16 protein-coding genes are annotated in these 20,199 nt (G+C 72.3%); 4 read left to right on the forward strand and 12 right to left on the reverse strand.

All coding sequences use genetic code 11. The features are described 5' to 3' along the window. Window positions 1–8: 8 nt before the first annotated feature. The 11 genes from ACZ7EG_RS16195 to ACZ7EG_RS16245 form a co-directional block, all read right to left on the reverse strand. Window positions 9–1,607, reverse strand: coding sequence for an acyl-CoA carboxylase subunit beta (locus tag ACZ7EG_RS16195; protein ID WP_471078153.1), 1,599 nt, complete (start codon window positions 1,605–1,607; stop codon window positions 9–11). Next, on the reverse strand, window positions 1,604–3,274 hold the full coding sequence (locus ACZ7EG_RS16200) for an acyclic terpene utilization AtuA family protein (protein ID WP_471078156.1): 1,671 nt from the start codon (window positions 3,272–3,274) through the stop codon (window positions 1,604–1,606). Before ACZ7EG_RS16200 ends, ACZ7EG_RS16195 begins: the two co-directional genes overlap by 4 nt. A 64-nt stretch (window positions 3,275–3,338) precedes the next feature. Next, a complete protein-coding gene (locus tag ACZ7EG_RS16205; protein ID WP_471078160.1) occupies window positions 3,339–4,133 on the reverse strand; it encodes a TIGR03084 family metal-binding protein in 795 nt (264 codons plus the stop codon). 360 nt (window positions 4,134–4,493) lie between these two features. Next, the gene (locus ACZ7EG_RS16210; RefSeq protein WP_471078163.1) at window positions 4,494–5,096 is read right to left on the reverse strand and encodes a DinB family protein; all 603 of its coding nucleotides are present in this window, start codon (window positions 5,094–5,096) and stop codon (window positions 4,494–4,496) included. Between the two features lie 115 nt (window positions 5,097–5,211). Further along, a complete protein-coding gene (locus tag ACZ7EG_RS16215; RefSeq protein WP_471078166.1) occupies window positions 5,212–6,222 on the reverse strand; it encodes an EamA family transporter in 1,011 nt (336 codons plus the stop codon). A gap of 102 nt (window positions 6,223–6,324) precedes the next feature. Then, entirely contained in the window at window positions 6,325–7,461 is a 1,137-nt protein-coding gene (locus tag ACZ7EG_RS16220) for a lipid II:glycine glycyltransferase FemX (protein WP_471078169.1), read from the reverse strand. A gap of 378 nt (window positions 7,462–7,839) precedes the next feature. Then, entirely contained in the window at window positions 7,840–10,875 is a 3,036-nt protein-coding gene (locus tag ACZ7EG_RS16225) for an FAD-binding and (Fe-S)-binding domain-containing protein (protein ID WP_471078172.1), read from the reverse strand. 61 nt (window positions 10,876–10,936) lie between these two features. Beyond that, window positions 10,937–11,779 carry a carbohydrate ABC transporter permease gene (locus tag ACZ7EG_RS16230; RefSeq protein ID WP_062927522.1) on the reverse strand — a complete coding sequence of 281 codons (843 nt, stop codon included), beginning with the start codon at window positions 11,777–11,779 and terminating at the stop codon, window positions 10,937–10,939. Window positions 11,780–11,786: 7 nt separating this feature from the next. Beyond that, window positions 11,787–12,779, reverse strand: a complete 993-nt coding sequence (locus ACZ7EG_RS16235) for a carbohydrate ABC transporter permease (protein ID WP_471078176.1) — start codon at window positions 12,777–12,779, stop codon at window positions 11,787–11,789. 94 nt (window positions 12,780–12,873) lie between these two features. Continuing rightward, on the reverse strand, window positions 12,874–14,217 hold the full coding sequence (locus ACZ7EG_RS16240) for an ABC transporter substrate-binding protein (protein ID WP_471078179.1): 1,344 nt from the start codon (window positions 14,215–14,217) through the stop codon (window positions 12,874–12,876). 99 nt (window positions 14,218–14,316) lie between these two features. Continuing rightward, the gene (locus ACZ7EG_RS16245) at window positions 14,317–15,336 is read right to left on the reverse strand and encodes a LacI family DNA-binding transcriptional regulator (protein WP_471078182.1); all 1,020 of its coding nucleotides are present in this window, start codon (window positions 15,334–15,336) and stop codon (window positions 14,317–14,319) included. A 206-nt stretch (window positions 15,337–15,542) separates the two neighbouring features. Here ACZ7EG_RS16245 and ACZ7EG_RS16250 point away from each other — a divergent pair, with 206 nt between their 5' ends. Further along, window positions 15,543–16,892 (forward strand): glycoside hydrolase family protein, encoded by a 1,350-nt coding sequence (locus ACZ7EG_RS16250; RefSeq protein WP_471078185.1) that lies wholly within the window; start codon window positions 15,543–15,545, stop codon window positions 16,890–16,892. Window positions 16,893–16,964: 72 nt separating this feature from the next. Beyond that, the gene (gene serC / locus ACZ7EG_RS16255; RefSeq protein ID WP_471078188.1) at window positions 16,965–18,083 is read left to right on the forward strand and encodes a phosphoserine transaminase; all 1,119 of its coding nucleotides are present in this window, start codon (window positions 16,965–16,967) and stop codon (window positions 18,081–18,083) included. A 98-nt stretch (window positions 18,084–18,181) separates the two neighbouring features. On the opposite strand, the gene ACZ7EG_RS16260 is transcribed toward serC, so the two are convergent. Beyond that, window positions 18,182–18,835: a formylglycine-generating enzyme family protein gene (locus ACZ7EG_RS16260; RefSeq protein ID WP_471078816.1), complete on the reverse strand. Its 654-nt coding sequence runs from the start codon at window positions 18,833–18,835 to the stop codon at window positions 18,182–18,184. Window positions 18,836–19,049: 214 nt separating this feature from the next. Between ACZ7EG_RS16260 and ACZ7EG_RS16265 the strand changes: the two genes are divergently transcribed. Next, window positions 19,050–19,424, forward strand: coding sequence for a hypothetical protein (locus ACZ7EG_RS16265; protein ID WP_471078191.1), 375 nt, complete (start codon window positions 19,050–19,052; stop codon window positions 19,422–19,424). An 81-nt stretch (window positions 19,425–19,505) separates the two neighbouring features. Next, window positions 19,506–20,189, forward strand: coding sequence for an ABC transporter ATP-binding protein (locus ACZ7EG_RS16270; protein ID WP_471078194.1), 684 nt, complete (start codon window positions 19,506–19,508; stop codon window positions 20,187–20,189). The last annotated feature ends 10 nt before the right edge of the window (window positions 20,190–20,199 follow it).

Consider the following 20,199-nt stretch of genomic DNA (forward strand, 5'->3'; position numbering starts at 1 on the left):
AAGGTTCCTCACATCCGGAAGACGCCGAAGCCGCCGCGCGCGCCCTCGTAGGGGGCGGTGTGGATCGCGGAGAGGCACAGGCCGAGGACGGTGCGGGTGTCGCGCGGGTCGATGACGCCGTCGTCGTACAGCCGCCCGGACAGGAACATCGGCAGCGACTCGGACTCGATCTGCTGCTCGACCATGGCGCGCAGTGCCGCGTCCGCCTCGTCGTCGTAGGGCCGGCCCTTGGCGGCGGCCGACTGGCGGGCGACGATCGACAGGACGCCCGCGAGCTGTTGGGGGCCCATGACGGCCGACTTGGCGCTGGGCCAGGCGAACAGGAAGCGGGGGTCGTAGGCGCGGCCGCACATGCCGTAGTGGCCGGCGCCGTAGGAGGCGCCCATGAGGACGGAGAGGTGGGGCACGCGGCTGTTGCCGACCGCGTTGATCATCATCGCGCCGTGTTTGATGATGCCGCCCTGCTCGTACTCCTTGCCGACCATGTAGCCGGTGGTGTTGTGCAGGAAGAGCAGGGGGATGTCGCGCTGGTTGGCGAGCTGGATGAACTGGGCGGCCTTCTGGGACTCCTCGCTGAACAGGACCCCCTGGGCGTTGGCGAGGATGCCGACCGGATAGCCGTGCAGGGCGGCCCACCCGGTGGTCAGGCTCGTCCCGTAGAGCGGCTTGAACTCGTCGAAGTCGGAGGCGTCGACGATCCGGGCGATGACCTCGCGCGGGTCGAAGGGGCTCTTGAGGTCGCCGGGGACGATGCCCAGCAACTCCTCCGCGTCGTACTTGGGCGGCTCGGCCGGGGCCGGATCGCCGTACGCCTTGCGGTGGTTGAGACGGGCGACCACGCGCCGGGCCTGCCGGATCGCGTCCGGCTCGTCGACGGCGAAGTAGTCGGCGAGGCCTGACACGCGCGCGTGCATCTCGGCGCCGCCCAGGGACTCGTCGTCGCTCTCCTCCCCGGTCGCCATCTTCACCAGCGGCGGTCCGCCGAGGAACACCTTCGCCCGCTCCTTGACCATGATCACGTGGTCGGACATGCCGGGGATGTAGGCGCCGCCGGCGGTGGAGTTGCCGAAGACGACCGCGACGGTGGGGATTCCGGCGGCGGACAGCCGGGTGAGGTCGCGGAAGACGGCGCCGCCGGGGATGAAGATCTCCTTCTGGGACGGCAGATCGGCACCGCCGGACTCCACCAGGCTGATGCAGGGCAGCCGGTTGGCGAGCGCGATGTCGTTGGCGCGCAGGGCCTTCTTCAGCGACCAGGGGTTGCTCGCACCGCCGCGCACGGTCGGGTCGTTGGCCGTGATCAGGCACTCCACGCCCTCGACGACTCCGATGCCGGTGACGAGGGACGCGCCGACGGTGTGGTCGCTGCCCCAGGCGGCCAGCGGGGACAGCTCCAGGAACGGTGTGTCGGGGTCGAGGAGCAGCTCGATGCGCTCGCGGGCGAGGAGCTTGCCGCGCTTCCGGTGCCGTGCGACGTACTTCTCGCCGCCGCCCGCCAGGGCCTTGGCGTGCTCGGCGTCGAGTTCGGCGAGCTTGGCGAGCATCGCCTCGCGGTTGGCCCGGTGGTCGGGGCCGGCGGGGTCGAGCGCGGAGGTCAGGACGGTCAAAGGAGGGCCTCCGGTATCTCCAGGTGGCGGGAGCGCAGCCATTCGCCGAGGGCCTTGGCCTGCGGGTCGAAGCGGTGCCGGTCGGCGACACCGGCGCCGAGGATGCCCTCGACGACGAAGTTGAGGGCGCGCAGGTTCGGCAGCACGTGCCGTACGACGGTCAGCTCGCGGCTCTCGGGGATCAGCTCCCGGAACCGGTCGGCGGTCAGCTCGTGGGCGAGCCACCGCCAGGCGTCGTCCGTGCGGGCCCACACCCCGACGTTGGCGTTGCCGCCCTTGTCCCCGCTGCGGGCGCCCGCGACGAGGCCGAGGGCAGCCCTGGTGACCGGCCCGGGCGGGAGCGGCTCGGGAAGCGGCGGCTGCGGAACGTCGTCGAGTACGAGGGTGTCGTGGGGCGGCGGCACCGGAACCCGCTGTCCGTCGTGGAGGACCGCCCCATGGTCGACTTCACCATGGGGGACGTACACATCCTCGAAGACCCCATAGGGCGAGCCTTTTCCGGGTGGGGCCAGCACATGGAAGCCGGGGTAGCTGGCCAGTGCCAGCTCCACGGCGGCCCCGCTCAGCGCCCGCCCGACGACCTCCTGGTCGGGGTCCCGCACGACGAGCCGCAGCAACGCACTCGCCGTCTCCTCGCTCGGGGCGTCGGGACGGTCGGTGCGGACCAGCTCCCAGCGCACGTCGGCGGCCTTGCCGAGGGCCGGTTCCATCTGGTCCCGCACCAGGGCGGCCTTGGCCTCGACGTCGAGGCCGGTGAGCACGAAGACGACCTCGTTGCGGAAGCCGCCGAGCCGGTTACGCCCGACCTTGAGGGTGGGCGGCGGTGCCTCCCCGCGCACGCCCTCGATCCGCACCCGGTCGGGCCCGTCCTGGCTCAGCCGCACGGTGTCCAGCCGGGCGGTGACGTCCGGCCCCGCGTACCGGGCACCGGCGGTCTCGTACAGCAGCTGCGCGGTGACCGTGCCGACGTCGACGAAGCCGCCGGTGCCGGGGTGCTTGGTGATGACGCAGCTGCCGTCCTCGTGCAGCTCGGCGAGCGGGAAGCCGGGGCGGCGGACGTCGCCGTCCCGGAAGAAGGCGTAGTTGCCGCCGGTGGCCTGCGCCCCGCACTCCAGGACATGCCCGGCGACCACCGCGCCCGCCAGCCGGTCGTGGTCCTGCGGGGTCCAGTCGAAGTGGGCGGCGGCGGGCCCGGTCACCAGGGCCGCGTCCGTCACCCGACCGGTGACGACGACGTCGGCGCCCGCCCGCAGACACTGCGCGATGCCGAAGCCGCCGAGGTAGGCGTGGGCGGCGAGGCTCCCGGGTTGCGCGGCGGTGAGGTCGTCGCCCGCCACATGGGCCACCCGCACGGGGATGCCCAGCCGGCCGGCCAACTGCCGGACGGAGTCGGCGAGTCCGGACGGGTTGAGTCCGCCCGCGTTGGTGACGATCCTGACGCCCCGCTGATGCGCGAGTCCCAGGCAGTCCTCCAACTGCCGCAGGAACGTACGGGCGTATCCGGCTGCGGGGTCCTTCAGACGGTCCCGGCCGAGGATGAGCATGGTCAGCTCGGCGAGGTAGTCGCCGGTGAGGACGTCGAGTTCGCCGCCGGTGAGCATCTCGCGCATCGCGTCGAAGCGGTCGCCGTAGAAGCCGGAGGCGTTGCCTATGCGCAGGGTCGTCACGAGGCCGCCTCCCTGTCGCTGCGCTCGGGCGTCACGAGCCGGGCCTCGCCGCTGCGCTCGGGCGTCACGAGGCGGACTCCTTCGGCGGGCGTCCGCTGCCCGGCGGGCCCGCGAAGGCCTGCGCGATGCCGAGCCAGCGGTCGGCGTCGGGGCCGTCGGCGCGCAGGGCCAGGTCGGTGCGGTGGGCGCGCTGGGTGACCAGGAGGCAGAAGTCGAGGGCGGGTCCGGTGACGCGCTGCGCGGCGTCCTCGGGGCCGTAGGTCCACAGGTCGCCGGAGGGGGCGCGCAGTTCGACGCGGAACGGGTCGGCGGGCGGGGTCAGGCCGTGCACGCCGTAGGCGAAGTCCCGGGTCCGAACCCCGAGCCGGGCCACATGCCGCAGCCGGTCGGTGGGTGGGCGCACCACACCCAGGGCGTCGGCCACGTCCTGTCCGTGGGCCCAGGTCTCCATCAGGCGGGCCGTCGCCATGGAGGCGGCCGACATGGGCGGGCCGTACCAGGGGAAGCGCGCCTTCGGCGGGGCGGCCCGCAGTGCCTCCTCCAGTGCCGTACGGCCGCCACGCCACGAGGCGAGCAGCTCGCCGGGCGGGAGCCCCGCGCCCTCCCCGGCGCCCTCGTCGACGAACGAGTCCGGCGCGGCGAGAGCCTTCTCGACCAGGGCGTGGAAGCCGTCGGCGTCCGTGACGGCGAGCAGGGCCGAGCGGTCCGTCCAGGCGAGATGGGCGATCTGGTGGGCCACGGTCCAGCCGGGCGCGGGGGTCGCGAGCGACCAGCGCTGCGGGGGCGACCCGGCCACGAGGCGGTCGAGTTCCTCGCTCTCCTCGCGCAGATCGTCGATCACGGTCATCGGATCGGACACGGGCGCTCCCCTCGGGGCACGGCGGTGTGCGGGGTGGTGCGGCGTGCTGAGGAGCATGGCAGCGGCGCCAGAAACAATCAAGCGTGCTTGCATGAATTTTGGTGGCGACCGGAAGCGTGCTCTTCGGCGCGGTGCCGGTGTGTCAGCCGTCGCCGCCGCCACCGGCCCCGCTGAATCGGCTCAACGCGGGATGCCGGTGCGCCAGCCGTCACTGCCGCCACCGGCCCCGCCGAGTCGGCTCAACGCGGGATGCCGGTGCGCCAGCCGTCACTGCCGCCACCGGCCCCGCTGAATCAGCTCAACGCGGGATGCCGGTGTGTCAGTTCTCGCTGCCGCCCGGTCCCGCCCGCCGCGGTGGGCTCAGATGGCCCCGTCCGCCGCTCTCGCCGCCTCCTCCAGCCGGTGCCGATGGGCCTCCCACATGGCCCGGTCGCCCGGGGGCATGCTGTCCTTGCCCGGGGTCAGGCCGACCGAGCCGTCGATGAGTTCGCGCACGATGTCGGCGTGGCCCGCGTGACGGCTGGTGTCGGCGATCACGCGCACCAGGATGTGGTGCAGCGTGGTCTTCCGCCGCTCCTCGGGCCACCACGGGACGTCTCCGGTCGCGTCCAGCGGCAGCGCCGTGATCGTGCCGTCCGCGTGCTCCCACGCCCGGCGGTACAGCCCGGCGATGTCCTCGCGGGACTCGTCCGGGGTGGCCCACATGTCGGCGTTGGGTTCGGCGTCCTGCGTGTACCACCAGGGCGGTGGGTCCTCGGCGAAGAACGGCCGGCCGAACGTGTCCCCGAAGTACCCCAGCTCGACCCCGGCGGTGTGCTTGACCAGTCCCAGCAGATTGGTGCCGGTCGGCGTCAGGGGGCGGCGGATGTCGTACTCCGAGAGCCCGTCGAGCTTCCACAGCAGGGCTTCACGAGCGTCCTGGAGATAGCGGAGCAGGTCCGCCTTCGGGTCCGGTGAGGTCATACGGGCAGTCTTGCACCGGGCACTGACAACCGGGCCGGACCAACCGGGCGGGACCAACCGGGCGGGACCAACCGGGCCGGACCGCGACGGGGACCGCCCTTGACTCTCGGGGGCCCTACCCCTCCAGCCCCGTGCTCTCCAACGCCGCCTTCTTCCTCCGCCCCGGCCCCACCTGGGTGCGCACCGCCCCCATGCTCGCCGCGACGACGAGGGCGATCGCGGCGGCCTGGGCGGTGCTGAGGGCCTGGTCGAGGATGAGGAAGCCGGCCGTCGCGGCGATGGCCGGTTCGAGGCTCATCAGGATCGCGAAGGTGGAGGCGGGCAGGCGGCGCAGGGCGAGGAGTTCGAGGGTGTAGGGCAGGACCGAGGAGAGCAGGGCGACCGCCGCGCCCAGGCCCAGCGTCACCGGGTCGAGCAGCTTCGCCCCCGACTCGGCGATGCCCAGAGGCAGGAACAGCACCGCCCCCACCGCCATCGCCAGGGCCAGCCCGTCCGCCTGCGGGAAGCGGCGGCCCGTACGGGCACTGAAGACGATGTAGGCCGCCCACATGGCACCGGCCCCCAGGGCGAAGGCCGCACCCGTGGGGTCGAGACCGCTGAAGCCTCCGCCGCCGAGGAGGAAGACACCGGCGAGGGCGAGCGCCGCCCAGACGACGTTGATCGCGCGGCGGGAGGCGAGGACCGACAGGGCGAGCGGCCCGAGGACCTCCAGCGTGACCGCGGGACCCAGCGGAATGCGCGCGACGGCCTGGTAGAAGAGGCCGTTCATCGCGGCCATGGTGATGCCGAAGACGATCACCGTGCCCCAGTCGGTGCGCGAGTGGCCACGCAGCCGCGGGCGGCAGACCAGGAGCAGCACGACGGCTGCGACCAGCAGGCGCAGCGCCACGACCCCGAGGGCACCCGCCCTGGGCATCAGCGTCACCGCCAGGGCGCCGCCGAACTGCACGGAGATGCCGCCGGCGAGCACCAGACCCACGGGCCCGAGCGAGCCGAGCCGGCCCGGGGCGGATGCGGCGGTGCCGGTCGTGGACGGGGGTGTGGCGGTGGTCTCCGGCGTGGTCACGGGCGGGTCCTGGGCTCGGGGGTCGGTGTCCGGGTCGGACGGCGTGTGCGGTGCGTACATCCGGACACACGGAACGTACATCCCGATGCACTGCTCAGTCCAGAGTAATGGACTTCGTCAGGTGCGTGCACCCCTTTTGCCTCTGTCTCGGGGCGTGAGACGTCACCTCCGGGAGAGGTAGAGATCGAACGCCTTGTAGAGGAGCCGGTTGAGCGGGTAGTCCCATTCGCCGAGGTACTCCACGGCCTCGCCGCCGGTGCCCACCTTGAAGCGGAGCAGGCCCAGCAGGTGGCTGGACTCCTCCAGGGTGTCGGTGATGCCGCGCAGGTCGTAGACGGCGGCGCCCAGTTCGTGCGCGTCGGTCATCATGCGCCACTGCACGGCGCTGCTCGGCTGGACCTCGCGGCGGCGGCCGGTGGAGGCGCCGTAGGAGTACCAGACGTGGTCGCCGACGGTCAGCATCGTGGCCGCGGCGAGCACCTCGCCGTCGTGGTACGCGAGGTAGAGCCGCATCCGGTCCGGGTGCTCGGCGGTGAGCGCGCTCCACATGCGCTGGAAGTACGGCAGCGGGCGCGGGATGAAGCGGTCCCGCTCGGCCGTCTCGCAGTACAGCTCGTGGAAGGCCGGCAGGTCCTCCAGGTCGCCGCGCACGACCTTCACCCCGGCCTTCTCCGCCTTCTTGATGTTGCGGCGCCACTGCTGGTTGAGGCCGTTGTGGATGTCCTGGAGCGACCGGCCTGCGAACGGCACCTGGAAGACGTAGCGGGGCTGCCCCGCGGCGAAGCCGTCGTCGCCGGAGGCCTCGGACTGCCGCCAGCCCATGCGGCGCAGGCTGTCCGCGACCTGGCCGGCCCGCGGTTCGTACGACGTCGCCCGCACGTCGCGCAGCCGCCGGGCGGCCGGGTCCGCGATCGCCGCCTTGACCGCGTCGGCGCTCCAGCGGCGCACCACGACCGGCGGGCCCATGCGCACCGCGAAGGCGCCCCGTCGTCCCAGGTGCGCGAGCATCGGCTCCAGCAGGCGGTCCAGGCCGGGCTCGTGCCAGTCCAGGAGCGGGCCCTCGGGCAGATACGCGAGGTAGCGCGGCAGGCCGGGCAGCCGCGGCCCGGGCAGGGGGCGCAGCAGCACCAGCCCCGCGCCGACGAGCTGCCCGCCGTCGTCGAACCAGCCGAGGCTCTCCGCCTTCCAGTCGGGCTTCACCTCGCCCCAGGACGGGACCTGGGTGTGGCTGGCGGAAGGACGGGCCGTGACGAACGCGAGATGCTCGTCAGGGGTGATCGGCTTGACGCGGACGCTCATGCGCGGGCTCCTTCGAGCAGCGGCCCTCGACGGGCAGTGACTGGTTCCGCGAGCCTAGGAGCGGCGTCGGCCCTCCCCCTGCTCAGACACTCGGGTCCGCCGACCCCGTGGCCCGAACGCCTCACCCGCAGACCCGCCAACCCCGAGGCCGAACGCCTCACACTCGAGGTCCGCCGGTCCCCGGCCCGAACGCCTCACCCCCAGACCCGCCCGTCCCGTACCCCAGCGCCTCACACTCGAGGTCCGGGTCCCCGGCCCGAACGCCTCACCCACAGACCCGCCGACCCCGAGGCCGAGCGCGCCCCACCCACAGACCCGCAGACCCCGAGACCGAACGCGCCCCACCCACAGACCCGCAGACCCCGAGACCCGAGCGCCTCACCAGCCCTCACGTCGGCGGTTCTCGTCCTCCGCCTCGTCCTCCGCCTCGTTCAGCGCCTCGTCCTCCGCCTCGTTCAGCGCCTCGTCCTCCGCCTCGTTCAGCGCCTCGTCCTCCGCCTTGTTCAGCGCCTCGTCCTCCGCCTCGTTCAGCGCCTCGTTCAGCGCCTCGGCCAGTACCTCCGCAAGGTGCCGGCCCCGTACCCCGGCCAGCTGCTCCAGCTGGGTGCGGCAGGAGAAGCCGTCCGCCAGGACCACCGTGCCGTCCGGGGCGTCCCGCACCGAGGGCAGGAGTTGCTCCTCCGCGCAGGCGGTGGACACCTCCCAGTGGCCCTTCTCGAAGCCGAAGTTTCCCGCGAGGCCGCAGCAGCCGCCGCTCAGTTCGCCGGTGAGCAGGGCCGCCTCCCGCAGCCGGCGGTCGGCGGCGTCGCCGAGCACCGCGTGCTGGTGGCAGTGGGTCTGCCCGGCCACCGGACGGCCGACGCGCGGCGGCGTCCAGGCGGGGGCGTGGCGCTCCAGCGTCTCGGCGAAGGTGAGGACCCTGGCGGCGAGGCGGGCCGCGCGCGGGTCGTCGTGCAGCAGCTCGGGGACATCGGTGCGCAGGGCCGCGGCGCAGCTCGGCTCCAGGACCACCACCGGCGCGTCGGTCTCCAGCACCGGTTCCATCAAGTCGAGCGTGCGGCGCATCACGGCCCGGGCCCGGTCCAGCTGGCCCGTCGACACGTACGTCAGCCCGCAGCAGACCCGGCCCCGGCCGCGCAGCAGGGACAGCGGATCGAGGGCGACGGTCCTGCCGTCCCCCACGGGCGGTTTCGCCAGCCGCACGGTCGGCGGCAGCGCCACCCGCAGTCCGGCCGCCTCCAGGACCCGTACGGCCGCCTGCCCCACGGCCGGTGAGAGGTGCTCGGTGAAGGTGTCGGGCCACAGGACGACCAGGTCGCCCCGCGCGCCCGGGCGGTGCGCCCGCCGTCGCTCCCACCACCGGCTGAACGTCCGCCGGGCCACCCTCGGGATGTCCCGCTCTGGCGCGAGCCCGCCCAGCCGCTTCGCCACCCGGGCGAAGGGCGGTACCGCGGACAGCGCGTTGACCAGCCACGCCGTGCGCGTGCGGGCCACCGCCCGGAGCCACACCGGCAGCCGGCCCATCGAGTGGTGCGCGGCGGGCCGGCGTCGCCCGGCGTAGTGCCGATGCAGGAACTCCGCCTTGTACGTGGCCATGTCGACCCCGACCGGGCAGTCCGACCGGCAGCCCTTGCAGGACAGGCACAGGTCCAGCGCGTCCCGGACCTCGCCCGAGCGCCAGCCGTCCGTCACCACCTCGCCGGCGAGCATCTCGTGCAGCAGCCGGGCCCGCCCGCGCGTGGAGTGCTCCTCCGCACCCGTCGCCCGGAAGGACGGGCACATGACGCCCGGGCCGGACACCGACGTCGTACGGCACTTGGCGACGCCCACGCAACGCCGCACCGCCGCCGAGAAGTCGCCGCCGTCGGCGGGATAGCCGAAGGCGACGTCGACCGGTTCGCGGGGCAGGACCGAGAAGCGCAGGTCGGCGTCGAGGGGCGCGGGGCGTACGAGCATCCCGGGGTTGAGCAGGTCGTCCGGGTCCCACAGGCCCTTGACCCGCTCGAACAGGCCCACCATCCCGGCCCCGTACATCTTCGGCAGCAGCTCCGCCCGCGCCTGCCCGTCGCCGTGCTCCCCGGACAGCGACCCGCCGTGCGCCACCACCAGCTCCGCGAGCTCCTCCGAGAAGCGGCGGAAACGGGCGATGCCGGGCCGCGTCAGCAGGTCGAAGTCGATCCGGACGTGGATGCAGCCGTCCCCGAAGTGCCCGTAGGGCGTGCCGCGCAGCCCGTGTGCCGCCATCAGCGCCCGGAAGTCCCGCAGGTACGCCCCCAGCCGGGCGGGCGGTACCGCGCAGTCCTCCCAGCCCGGCCACGCCTCGGTCCCGTCCGGCATGCGCGTCGCCGTACCGCTCGCGTCCTCCCGGATCCGCCACAGCCCGCGCTGCCCCGCAGGGTCGGTGACCACGAGCGCGTCCAGGACGTCGGCGGCCCGCACGATCGCCTCCGCACGCGCGCGTGCCTCGGCCGCCGACTCCCCGCCGGTCTCCACGAACAGCCAGGCCCCGCCCCGCGGCAGCGCCTCGGGGGACGGCACCAGGTCCGCCGCCATGCCCTCCACCGTCAGCGGCCCGAGCGGCAGCAGCCCGGCCGCCGCCTCCGCCGCCGCGCTCTCGTCGGCGTAACCCAGGACGGCCAGCGCACGCGCGCGTGGCGCCTCGACCAGGCGTACGACCGCCTCGGTCAGCACGCCGAGCGTGCCCTCGGAACCGCAGAAGGAGCGGGCCACGTCGGCGCCGTGCTCGGGCAGCAGGGCGTCCAGGGCGTAGCCGGAGATGCGGCGGGGAAGTTCCGGGAAGCCGGTGCGCAGACGTGCCAGTTCCCCCTCGGCCAGGGCGCGCAGGCCGTCCGGCGCCCCGGCCCAGTCCCGCCCGAGCCGCAGCCGCTCGCCGCGCGCGGTGACGACGTCCAGTTCCCGCACACTGTCGGCGGTCGTCCCCCACGCCACGGAGTGCGAGCCGCACGAGTTGTTGCCGATCATGCCGCCGAGCGTGCACCGGCTGTGCGTCGAGGGATCCGGCCCGAACCGCAGCCCGTGCGGGGCGGCGGCCTCCTGGAGCCGGTCGAGCACCAGCCCCGGCTGCACGACGGCGGTGCGGCTGTCCGGGTCGAGCGACACGAGCCGGTTCATGTGCCGGGTGAAGTCCAGCACCACGCCCGTACCCGTCGCCTGCCCGGCGATCGACGTGCCGCCGCCTCTCGCGACGACCGGGACCCCCCGCTCCCGGCACACCTCCAGGACGGCCGCGACGTCGTCGGCGTCACGGGGAGCGACCACGCCGAGGGGGACCCGCCGGTAGTTGGAGGCGTCCATGGTGACCAGCGCCCGGGAGGTGACGTCGAACCCCACGTCACCCCGGACGCCCCGGCGCAGCTCCGCCTCGAGGGCGGCCAGATCCCCGACATCCGTCATGCGTCCAGCATGCACCCGGCCACTGACGGTGACGGGTCCGGGCACCCGCTCCCCCGGTGGCTCAGCCCTTGACGGCGGAGCTGGCCACGCCCTCGACGAACCAGCGCTGGAAGAACGCGAAGACGATCAGCACGGGCAGCACCAGCAGCACGCCGAAGGCGAGGATCTGCCCCCAGTCCGGGGGCTGCTGCCCCTGGAAGACGCTCATCTCCAGCGGCAGGGGGCGCACGGACGGGTCGGACACCATCAGCACCGGCCACAGGAAGGAGCCCCACTGGATGAGGAAGGTGAGGATCGCGACCGAGGCGAACACCGGCCTGGACATCGGCACGATGATCGCGAAGAAGGTGCGCCAGGGACCCGCGCCGTCCAGCCGGGCCGCCTCCTCGATGCTCGGCGGGATCTTCTTGAAGAACGTGTGGAACTGGTAGATCGCGAAGGCGTTGGCGACGAACGGCAGCGCCTGGATGAACAGCGTGTTGCGCTGGCCGTTGAACATGTAGAACAGCGGCACCGCCACCGACTCGAACGGGATCAGCATCAGCAGCAGGACGAGGGTGAACACCGCGTTCTGCCCCCGCCACTTCAGCCGCGTCAGCCCGTAGGCCGCCATGGAGTTGACGATCAGACCGCCCGTCACCACCACGAACGACAGCAGCACCGACACGCCCATGAACTGCCAGAAGTAGCCGGTGCTGTCGGAGTTCAGGCTGTCGAGGACGGCTGCGTAGTTGTCGAAGGAGAGGTGGGTGGGCAGGAAGCCGGACAGGCCGTTCAGGACCTCGTCCGACGGCTTGAGGCTGCCGAGGAAGAGGTAGAGCGCGGGGAGGGCGAAGACGAACGCCAGGACGCTCAGGACGGTGTAGTCGAGGACGCGGCGCACGGGCGTACGGGTCATGGCCATGGTGGAGTCAGTCCTCGTTGTCGGGCCGGACGACGCGGCGCTGGACGATCGTCAGGGCGACGACGATCAGGAAGAACACCACCGTGACGGCCGAGGCCTGCCCGATGTTGTTCTGGTCGAAGGCCGTGGTGACGGCCTGGTACATCACGGTGCGGGTGGCGTCCTCGTCCAGGCCGCCGCCGCGGATGAGGATGTACACCTGGTCGAAGACCCGGAAGGACAGCACCGAGGTCAGCATCGCGACGAACACGAGGGTGCCGCGGATGCCGGGCAGGGTGACGTGCCGGAACTGCTGCCAGCGCGAGGCCCGGTCCAGCTCGGAGGCCTCGTAGAGCTCGCCCGGGATCTGCTGCAGGCCGGCCAGCAGGATGACCATCTGGAAGCCGACGCCCTGCCACACCGACAGCACGATGATCGAGCCCATCGCGGTGAGGCCGTCACCGAGCCAGTCGAAGGCACCCCAGTTGCCGAAAGAGACCACGTCCAGCAGGGAGTTGAGCATGCCCTGCTCGCTGCGGGCGAGGATCAGCCGCCAGATCACGGCGACCAGCGCCATCGGGAAGACCACCGGCATGAAGAAGAAGGAGCGGAACAGCCCGATGGCCTTCAGCTTGCGGTTGAGCAGGATCGCCAGCGCCAGCGCGAGGCCCGTCTGGAGCGGTACGACGACCGCGGCGAAGGTCAGGTTGTTCAGCAGGGCCCGCAGGAACGGGCCGGACAGGTCGGGGTCGGTGAACAGCCGCCGGTAGTGCTCCACTCCGAAGAAGGTGGGTTCCATGGGGGAGCCGAGGCGGACGTTGTAGAAGGAGAGCACCACGGCGTAGCCGAACGGGATGCCGACGAAGGCGATCAGCCCGCCGACGGCCGGGGCGGACATCAGCAGCCCGTGCAGCCGGTCACGGTTGCCGCGCGCGTGACGCGGGGGCTTCGCGGAGGGTGAGGGCGAGACGGCCTGCGCCCGGCCTGGGGCCGCGGCGTGCGCGGGTTCCACGGTTTTCACGGGAGGGTCCTCTTCCCGGCGGGGCGGGCGCGGTCGGTGCGTGGCCGCGTGGCCACGTCGACGGCGGCCCGCCCGGGCCGATGCGTCCTGCGGGTTACGGGATCTCGTAGCCGGCGTTGTCGGTGAAGTCCCGGTCGATGGCGCGGGCGGCCTTCTGCAGGGCTTCCTCGGGGTCGGCGCCGCCGTAGATCGAGTTGAGGGCCGTGCTGAACTTGGCGGTGACCGTGGGATATCCGGCGGTCACCGGGCGGGTGACGGCGACGCAGGAGGCGCTGATGTCGCTGTCGCCGCAGGGCTTGGCCAGCTGGTCGGCGAAGAGCTGGAGCGGGCCGCCCTTCTTGTACAGCTCGCTCTTGGCGAGGGCGGACTTGGTGGCGGGCACCGCGCCGTTGGCCTTCGTCATCGCGCCGACGTTGGTGTCGTTCAGCAGGTAGTCCAGGAAGGCGCCGGCGGCCTTGCCGTTCTTGCTGTCGGCGCCGATGCCCCAGGCCCATGAGCCCTGCCCGGCCTTGGGGCCGTTGCCGAAGTCCGGCAGCGGCAGGACGGCGAGGTCGTCACCGAGCGCCTCGCTGTAGGCCGGGTAGTTCCAGTGGCCGACCCAGCTCAGCGCCACCTTGCCCTTGGCGAAGGCGTTGCCGTCGGTGTTGGGGTCGACGTAGGTCTTCCAGGACTGGAAGGTCTTCATCGCGTCGACGACCTTCGGGCTGTCCAGGGCGCCCGCCGCCTTGCCGTCCTTCAGCAGGCCGCCGCCGGCCGAGAAGACGATCGGCGAGAAGCCGAAGGTGCCCCACTCGGAGGCCAGGCCGTACTGCTCCGATATGTCGAGGACCTTGCCGTCGGAGTCCTTGCCCTTCAGTGCCTTGAGGGCCTTGCCGAACTCCTCGGCCGTCCAGGCGTCGTCCACGCTCGTCGGGTACTTCACGCCGGCCGCGTCCAGCACCTTCTTGTTGGCGTACATACCGAGCCCGGCGTCGAACATGCCGAGGCCGTAGTGCTTGCCGTCGATCTCGCCCTGCGCCTTGATCGCGTCGGTGGCGTTGCCGAGGGTCTTGGCGGAGACGTGGCCGTCGACCGGGGCGAGCTTGCTGTTGTAGACGAAGTTCGCCATCGTCGGGCCGTCGAACTCCAGCACGTCCGGCAGTTCGGAGGCGTCCGTGGCGGTGATGGTCTTCGTGTAGTCCTTCTCCGGTATGAGCTTCAACTCGGCCTTGACGCCGCTCTGCGAGGAGTTGAAGGACTTCACCGCGTTCTGCAGCGCGGTCGCCTCGCTCGCCTGGCCCTGGTGGGCCCAGACGCTGATGGTGCCCTTGCCACTGCCCTCCTCGGCGGAGGTGTCGCTGCCGCCGCCTCCGCCGCCACAGGCGGCCAGCGCGGCCAGCGGCAGCAGGGCGAGGGCCGTCAGGCCCGTACGACGGTGTTTTCCGTGGCCGGTGATCATGGTGGTGCCTCCGAGCGGGTGTGCGGTGGGTGCGCGGGCGGGGTGGGTCCGGGGGCGGGAACGGCCCTCCGGGGGCGGATGTTCGAGGGGCGGGTGGGGCTACCGCTGCCGGTTGACGTGCGGCGGAGCGGTGGTCTCGCGGAGGATGAAGCGGATGGGCATCTCGACGGGGTGCGGCGACGCGGCGTCCGGTTCGTCCAGACGCGTCAGCAGCAGCCGGGCCGCCTCCCGGCCCTGAGCCGCGACCGGCTGGGCCACGGTGGTCAGCCCGACCACCTCGGACAGCTCGTGATCGTCGAAGCCGACCACGGACACGTCCTCGGGAACCCTCAGCCGATGCCGGCGCAGGGCGCGCAGCGCGCCCATCGCCATCTCGTCGGACTGGGCGAACACGGCGGTCGGCGGATGGCGCAGCGCCAGCAGCTCGGTCATGGCCCGCTCGCCGCCTTCGACCGTGTAACCGCCGTCCGTCTCCAGGGCGGGGTCGAGCTCGATCCCGGCGTCGGCCAGCACGTCCAGGTAGCCCTGCCGGCGGTCGAGGGGCGTGGTCCAGTGCAGCGGCTCGCTGGCGCCGGAGATCATGCCGATCCTCCGGTGGCCGAGGTTGACCAGGTGCCGTACGGCGCTCTCCGCTCCGCCCCGGTCGTCGATGCCGACCACCGTGAACCCGGGCCGGGCGCCGCCGACCGTGGTCGCCAGCGGCACGCCGAGGGAGCACAGGGCTGCGGCTTCATCCGGGTCCGGGATCAGCAGGGACAGCACGGCGTCGACCCGCTTGCGGATCGGCAGCTTGGTGAAGAAGCGCTTGCGCGCCTCCGGCGAGCCGAGGTTGTACAGCAGGACGTCGTAGCCGGCGGCGCTGAAGACCTTCTCGGCGGCGTCCAGCACCGTGCCGAAGAACCAGCGGCCGACGTACGGGACGACGACGCCGATGGTGTAGGTGCGCCCGCTGGCCAGGCTGGAGGCCGAGCGCGAGGCGGTGTAGCCCAGTTCGGCGGCGGCCGCGACGATCCGGGCCCGCATCTCCTCCGACACTCCCGAACGGCCGCGCAGGGCGCGGGACACGGTGGACGCCGAGACGCCGGTGGCCTCGGCGACATCGGTGATGCTGACCGTCACGGGACGCTCCTTGATCGAATGCACGCCGCGTGGCCGGGGGCCCAGGCACGTCGGCGGGAGTGGGAGTGACGAGACCGTAAACCCGCTCACCTGGTTGCGCAAGCGTTTGCGTTCAGATTTACTTCGGCTGACTCTCAGAGGAACTCCCCCCAGCACGAGCACAGCGCACACGTTTGAGTGCCGCTGTCGGCAGACAGGACCTGTCCATGCGATACGCGCCGCCCGGCCTCGTCGTGAACGACTTCGACCTCCTGCGCCACGCGGACGGCACCTACACCGTGCTGCACCTGCAGGGCCCGTGGACGGCCGAGTTCGACCACCTGCGCATGGAGACCTCCTACGGCCGGGCCACCTCCGCCGACCTGGTCCACTGGGAGCCGCAGGGCACGGCCTTCGGCAACGGCCTGCCGGGCCGCTTCGACCAGCAGGCCGTGTGGACCATGCACGCCTTCCCGCACGGCCCCGGCATGGCGATGCTCTACACCGCCGTCTCCGGACTCACCCCGGGCGGCTGGCCCCTGCAGTCGATCGGCCTGGCCCGCTCCGAGCGCACCGACGGCACCGGCTGGCGCCGCCACGGCACGGGGCCGGTCGTCGAGGCCGACCCGCGCTGGTACCGCACAGGCGAACGCATGGGCTGGCGCGACCCCTTCGTCGTACGCGACGACGAGTCCGACGGCTGGGTGATGGTGGTCTGCGCCGCCGACGCCTCCCTGCCCGTCGAGGTCAGCGGGTGCGTCGCCTGGGCGACCTCCGACGACCTGGAGCACTGGACCGTCCACCCGCCGCTGGTCTCCCCCGGCGACGTCGACGAGTTCGAGTGCCCGGTCCTCGAACGCCTCGACGACGGCAGCTGGCTGATGCTCGGCTCCATCGGCGCCACCCGGGGCTTCGAGGCGTGGACCGCTCCGCGCCTGCGCGGCCCGTGGACCCGCCGCGGCCCGCTCGGCCCGACGGGCGCGTACGCCCCGCGTGTCGTCGCCGCCCCCGACGGCTCCCGAGTCGTGCTGCACACCACCCCGCGCCGCGTCGGCCTCAGCGACACCGGCGAGCGCTGCCGCGGCATGCTCGCCCAGCCCAAGTCCCTCGCCCTGCCCGCGGATTCGGCACCCCGCCTGGAATGGTGGCCGGGCCTGGACCCCTGGCTCGGCGAGGAGACGTACGACGCCCTCCTGCACGCGGTCGGCGACGTCGGCCTCTCCGGTCGCACCGAGATCACCCTGCGCACGCAGGCCTCCGACCCGGACCGGCCCGCGCTCACGGTCGGCTGCGACGGCAAGAACCTCTGGGTCACCGGCCCCGACGGCACCCCGCTCGGCGAGACCCTGCTGCCGGAACCCGCCGCCTCGCTGCGCATCCTCACCGTCGGTGAGTACGTCGAGGTCTACGCCGACGGCGTCTTCGTCCTCACCACCCTGTGCTACTCCGGCCGCCCCGCCCCCTGGACGGCCGGCACCGAGGGCGGGACACGGCCCGTCGCCGTCCGCCCCCTCCGGCTGCCGGACCCGCACCGCGACGACGCCTCGGCCGTCTGGCCCGGCCCGCCCCCGCACTGACGCGTCCACACACCGTCTCACCCGACGGACGACGTTTCGCCCACGTTTCTGGAAACGGCTACGCTCCCCTTCGTGGCTGAGATCCAGATTCCTGCTGACATCAAGCCCGCCGACGGTCGATTCGGCGCGGGCCCCTCCAAGGTGCGGGTTGAGGCGCTGGACGCCCTGGCCGCCACCGGCACGTCCCTGCTCGGCACCTCCCACCGTCAGGCCCCCGTCAAGAACCTGGTCGGCCAGGTGCGCGAGGGCATCAGCGAGCTGTTCCAGCTCCCCGACGGCTACGAGGTGGTCCTCGGCAACGGCGGGTCGACCGCGTTCTGGGACATCGCGACGCACGGCCTGATCGAGAACAGGTCGCAGCACCTCACCTTCGGCGAGTTCTCCTCCAAGTTCGCCAAGGCCGCGAAGCTCGCGCCCTGGCTGGCCGAGCCGGACGTCATCTCCGCCGACCCGGGCACCCACCCCGAGGCGGTCGCCGAGGCGGGCGTGGACGTCTACGCGTTCACCCACAACGAGACCTCGACCGGTGTCGCCATGCCGATCAAGCGCGTGGCCGGTGCCGACGAGGGCGCGCTGGTCCTGGTGGACGCCACCTCCGGCGCGGGCGGCCTGCCGGTCGACGTCTCCGAGACGGACGTCTACTACTTCGCCCCGCAGAAGTCCTTCGCCTCCGACGGCGGCCTGTGGATCGGCGTCTTCTCCCCGGCCGCGATCGAGCGCGCCGAGCGGATCCACGCGTCCGGCCGTCACATCCCGGAGTTCTTCTCGCTGCCGACCGCGATCGACAACTCCCGCAAGAACCAGACGTACAACACCCCGGCCCTCGCCACCCTCTTCCTGCTGAACCAGCAGCTGGAGTGGCTCAACGGCCAGGGCGGCCTGGACTGGTCGGTCCGGCGCACCGCCACCTCCGCCCGCACGCTCTACGGCTGGGCCGAGGACATCAAGTACGCCAGCCCGTTCGTCACCGACCCGGCCAAGCGCTCGCAGGTCATCGGCACGATCGACTTCACGGACGAGGTCGACGCGGCCGCCGTCGCCAAGGTGCTGCGCGCCAACGGCATCGTCGACACCGAGCCCTACCGCAAGCTCGGCCGCAACCAGCTGCGCGTCGCGATGTTCCCGGCGATCGACCCGGCGGACGTCGAGGCGCTCACGAAGTGCGTCGACTACGTGATCGAGAAGCTCTGACGTTCTCCCGAACGTGAGTGAGGGCGCCCCGCGTGTGCGGGGCGCCCTCACTCGTTCCCGGGCGGCCGGCGGCGTGGTACCGGTGGTTCTTCGCGGCGCTACGGGGTGGGCTGCGAGCGCGCCACCCGGAACCCCACGTCGTCGATCCGGAACGTCGGATGGCTCCGGCGGCGCACCGAGGCGCGGCAGCTCCAGTGCTCGTCGGACCAGCCGCCGCCGCGCAGCACCCGGTAGGTGCCGTAGACCTCGGCGTCGTAGAGGTCCCAGCACCAGTCCCAGACGTTGCCCAGCATGTCGTACAGGCCCCAGGCGTTGGGCTGCTTGCCGCCCACGGGGTGGACGCGGTCGTCCGCGTTGCCGCGGTACCAGGCGATCTCGTCGAGCGGGCCGTAGCGGGGGCCGGTGCTGCCTGCGCGGCAGGCGTGTTCCCACTCGGCCTCGGTCGGCAGCCGGTAGCCGTCGGCGGTGGTGTCCCAGCCGGCCTCCCCGCCCCCGGGGGGCACCTCGTACGCGGGGGTCAGGCCCTCGTGTACGGACAGGGCGTTGCAGAACCGTACGGCGTCCCACCAGGACACGCCCTCGACGGGCAGCCGGCCGCCCCGGGCCGTGCTCGGCCACTCACCGGTGACCTCGGCGTACCGGGCCTGGGTGACCGGGAAGGCCGACAGGCGAAACGCCCCGACCTCGACCGGCCACCTGCGCTCGGTACGCCGGTCGGACAACATGACCGATCCCGCCGGGACGGTCACCATGTCGTTCACAAGTCGCCCCCTCCGCTGCGTGTCGTGGCGCCCCCGGTGGCTGCCGTGCGCTCCAAGTCACATGCAGTGCTGGGCCGTTGCAAAAGTATCAAGTGGACATCCCGTGAAGCGCCTGTCATGATCCTTTGGCTCTGGGCGGGGGCCCGGAGCCGCAGTACATGTGAAGTCCTGGAGGAATCGATCCTCCGGGGGAGGGACGGAACGTATGAAGAGTCGAATAATGGGCAGAGCTGGGCGCCTCGCCCTCACGGTGGCCGGTGCCACTCTCGCCCTCGGCGTGAGCATCGGCAGCGCCCCGGCGTGGGCCTACATCGAGGCCTGGCAGGGTGACGACAACGCCAAGGGTTTCGAAGGTGATCGCCGTCTCCGCGTCTGCGACATGGAGGCGGACACGAACGCCGTGGAGGGCGAGTACTTCCGCGTCTACGACAACGATTCGAGCCACCTCTGGGACAAGAACGGCGCCGGCCCGGACAACTGCGTGAGGACCGGCGCGGGTGCGATCCTCAACAAGATCCGTGTCTGCGAGCAGCAGTTCGCCAAGCCGGACGCTTGCGGTTCCTGGGCCTACCGGATCTGAGACGCCTGCCGTGTGCCCGTCGCCGTCATGGCGACGGGCCTTCTCGTGTTCAACCACTGCCTTCCTCGCAAGGGACTCTTGGTGCGCAATCCCGTCCTCCAACTGCGTGACGTCCGGCTCGAACTGGCCGACCGTGTGCTGCTCAGCGGCGTAGATCTCACTGTCGCGGAGGGTGAGTCCGTCGCGTTGATGGGGCCCAGTGGCAGCGGGAAGAGCTCGCTGCTCTCGTGTGTCCTGGGGCTCATCAGCCCGGACAGCGGAACCATCGAGGTCGCGGGTACGGAGGTCACGTCGCTGCGATCCGGCGCGAGGGCACGACACCGGTCACGCCACATCGGCATGGTCTTCCAGTTCGGCGAACTGCTCCCGGAGCTGACGGCGCTGGAGAACGTGATGCTCGCCGCCATGCTGGGCGGTGTACGAAGCTCCCGTGGACGGAGCGCTGCCGAAGAACTCCTTCACGACCTCGGCATCTCCGACACCTCGGTGACGACGGGGTCGCTGTCCGGCGGGGAGCGCCAGCGGGTGGCGATCGCTCGGGCCCTGGTCAACAGACCGGCCTTGATCCTCGCCGACGAACCCACCGGCGCACTCGATGACGACAACCGCGATCGCGTCAGCCGACTGCTGTACTCGCTGCCCTCCCGATGGGGTTGCGGGCTTCTGCTGGTCACGCACGACCAGGACGTGGCGGCCGGTGCCGAGCACGTCGCGCGGATCACGGACGGGAAGATCAGCATGGGGGCCCGGACGTGGGGCGTGTGAGCGGGCGCGG

The sequence above is a fragment of the Streptomyces sp. NPDC037100 genome (genome assembly GCF_055606225.1).

Bases quoted from the DNA above. Each gene is read 5' to 3' on its own strand.
- ACZ7EG_RS16210 (WP_471078163.1), bottom strand. From the start codon at position 5,096: ATGACCTCACCGGACCCGAAGGCGGACCTGCTCCGCTATCTCCAGGAC.
- ACZ7EG_RS16250 (WP_471078185.1), top strand. From the start codon at position 15,543: ATGCGATACGCGCCGCCCGGCCTCGTCGTGAACGACTTCGACCTCCTG.
- ACZ7EG_RS16225 (WP_471078172.1), bottom strand. From the start codon at position 10,875: ATGACGGATGTCGGGGATCTGGCCGCCCTCGAGGCGGAGCTGCGCCGG.
- ACZ7EG_RS16220 (WP_471078169.1), bottom strand. From the start codon at position 7,461: ATGAGCGTCCGCGTCAAGCCGATCACCCCTGACGAGCATCTCGCGTTC.
- ACZ7EG_RS16260 (WP_471078816.1), bottom strand. From the start codon at position 18,835: ATGGTGACCGTCCCGGCGGGATCGGTCATGTTGTCCGACCGGCGTACC.
- ACZ7EG_RS16230 (WP_062927522.1), bottom strand. From the start codon at position 11,779: ATGGCCATGACCCGTACGCCCGTGCGCCGCGTCCTCGACTACACCGTC.
- ACZ7EG_RS16240 (WP_471078179.1), bottom strand. From the start codon at position 14,217: ATGATCACCGGCCACGGAAAACACCGTCGTACGGGCCTGACGGCCCTC.
- ACZ7EG_RS16215 (WP_471078166.1), bottom strand. From the start codon at position 6,222: ATGTACGCACCGCACACGCCGTCCGACCCGGACACCGACCCCCGAGCC.
- ACZ7EG_RS16265 (WP_471078191.1), top strand. From the start codon at position 19,050: ATGAAGAGTCGAATAATGGGCAGAGCTGGGCGCCTCGCCCTCACGGTG.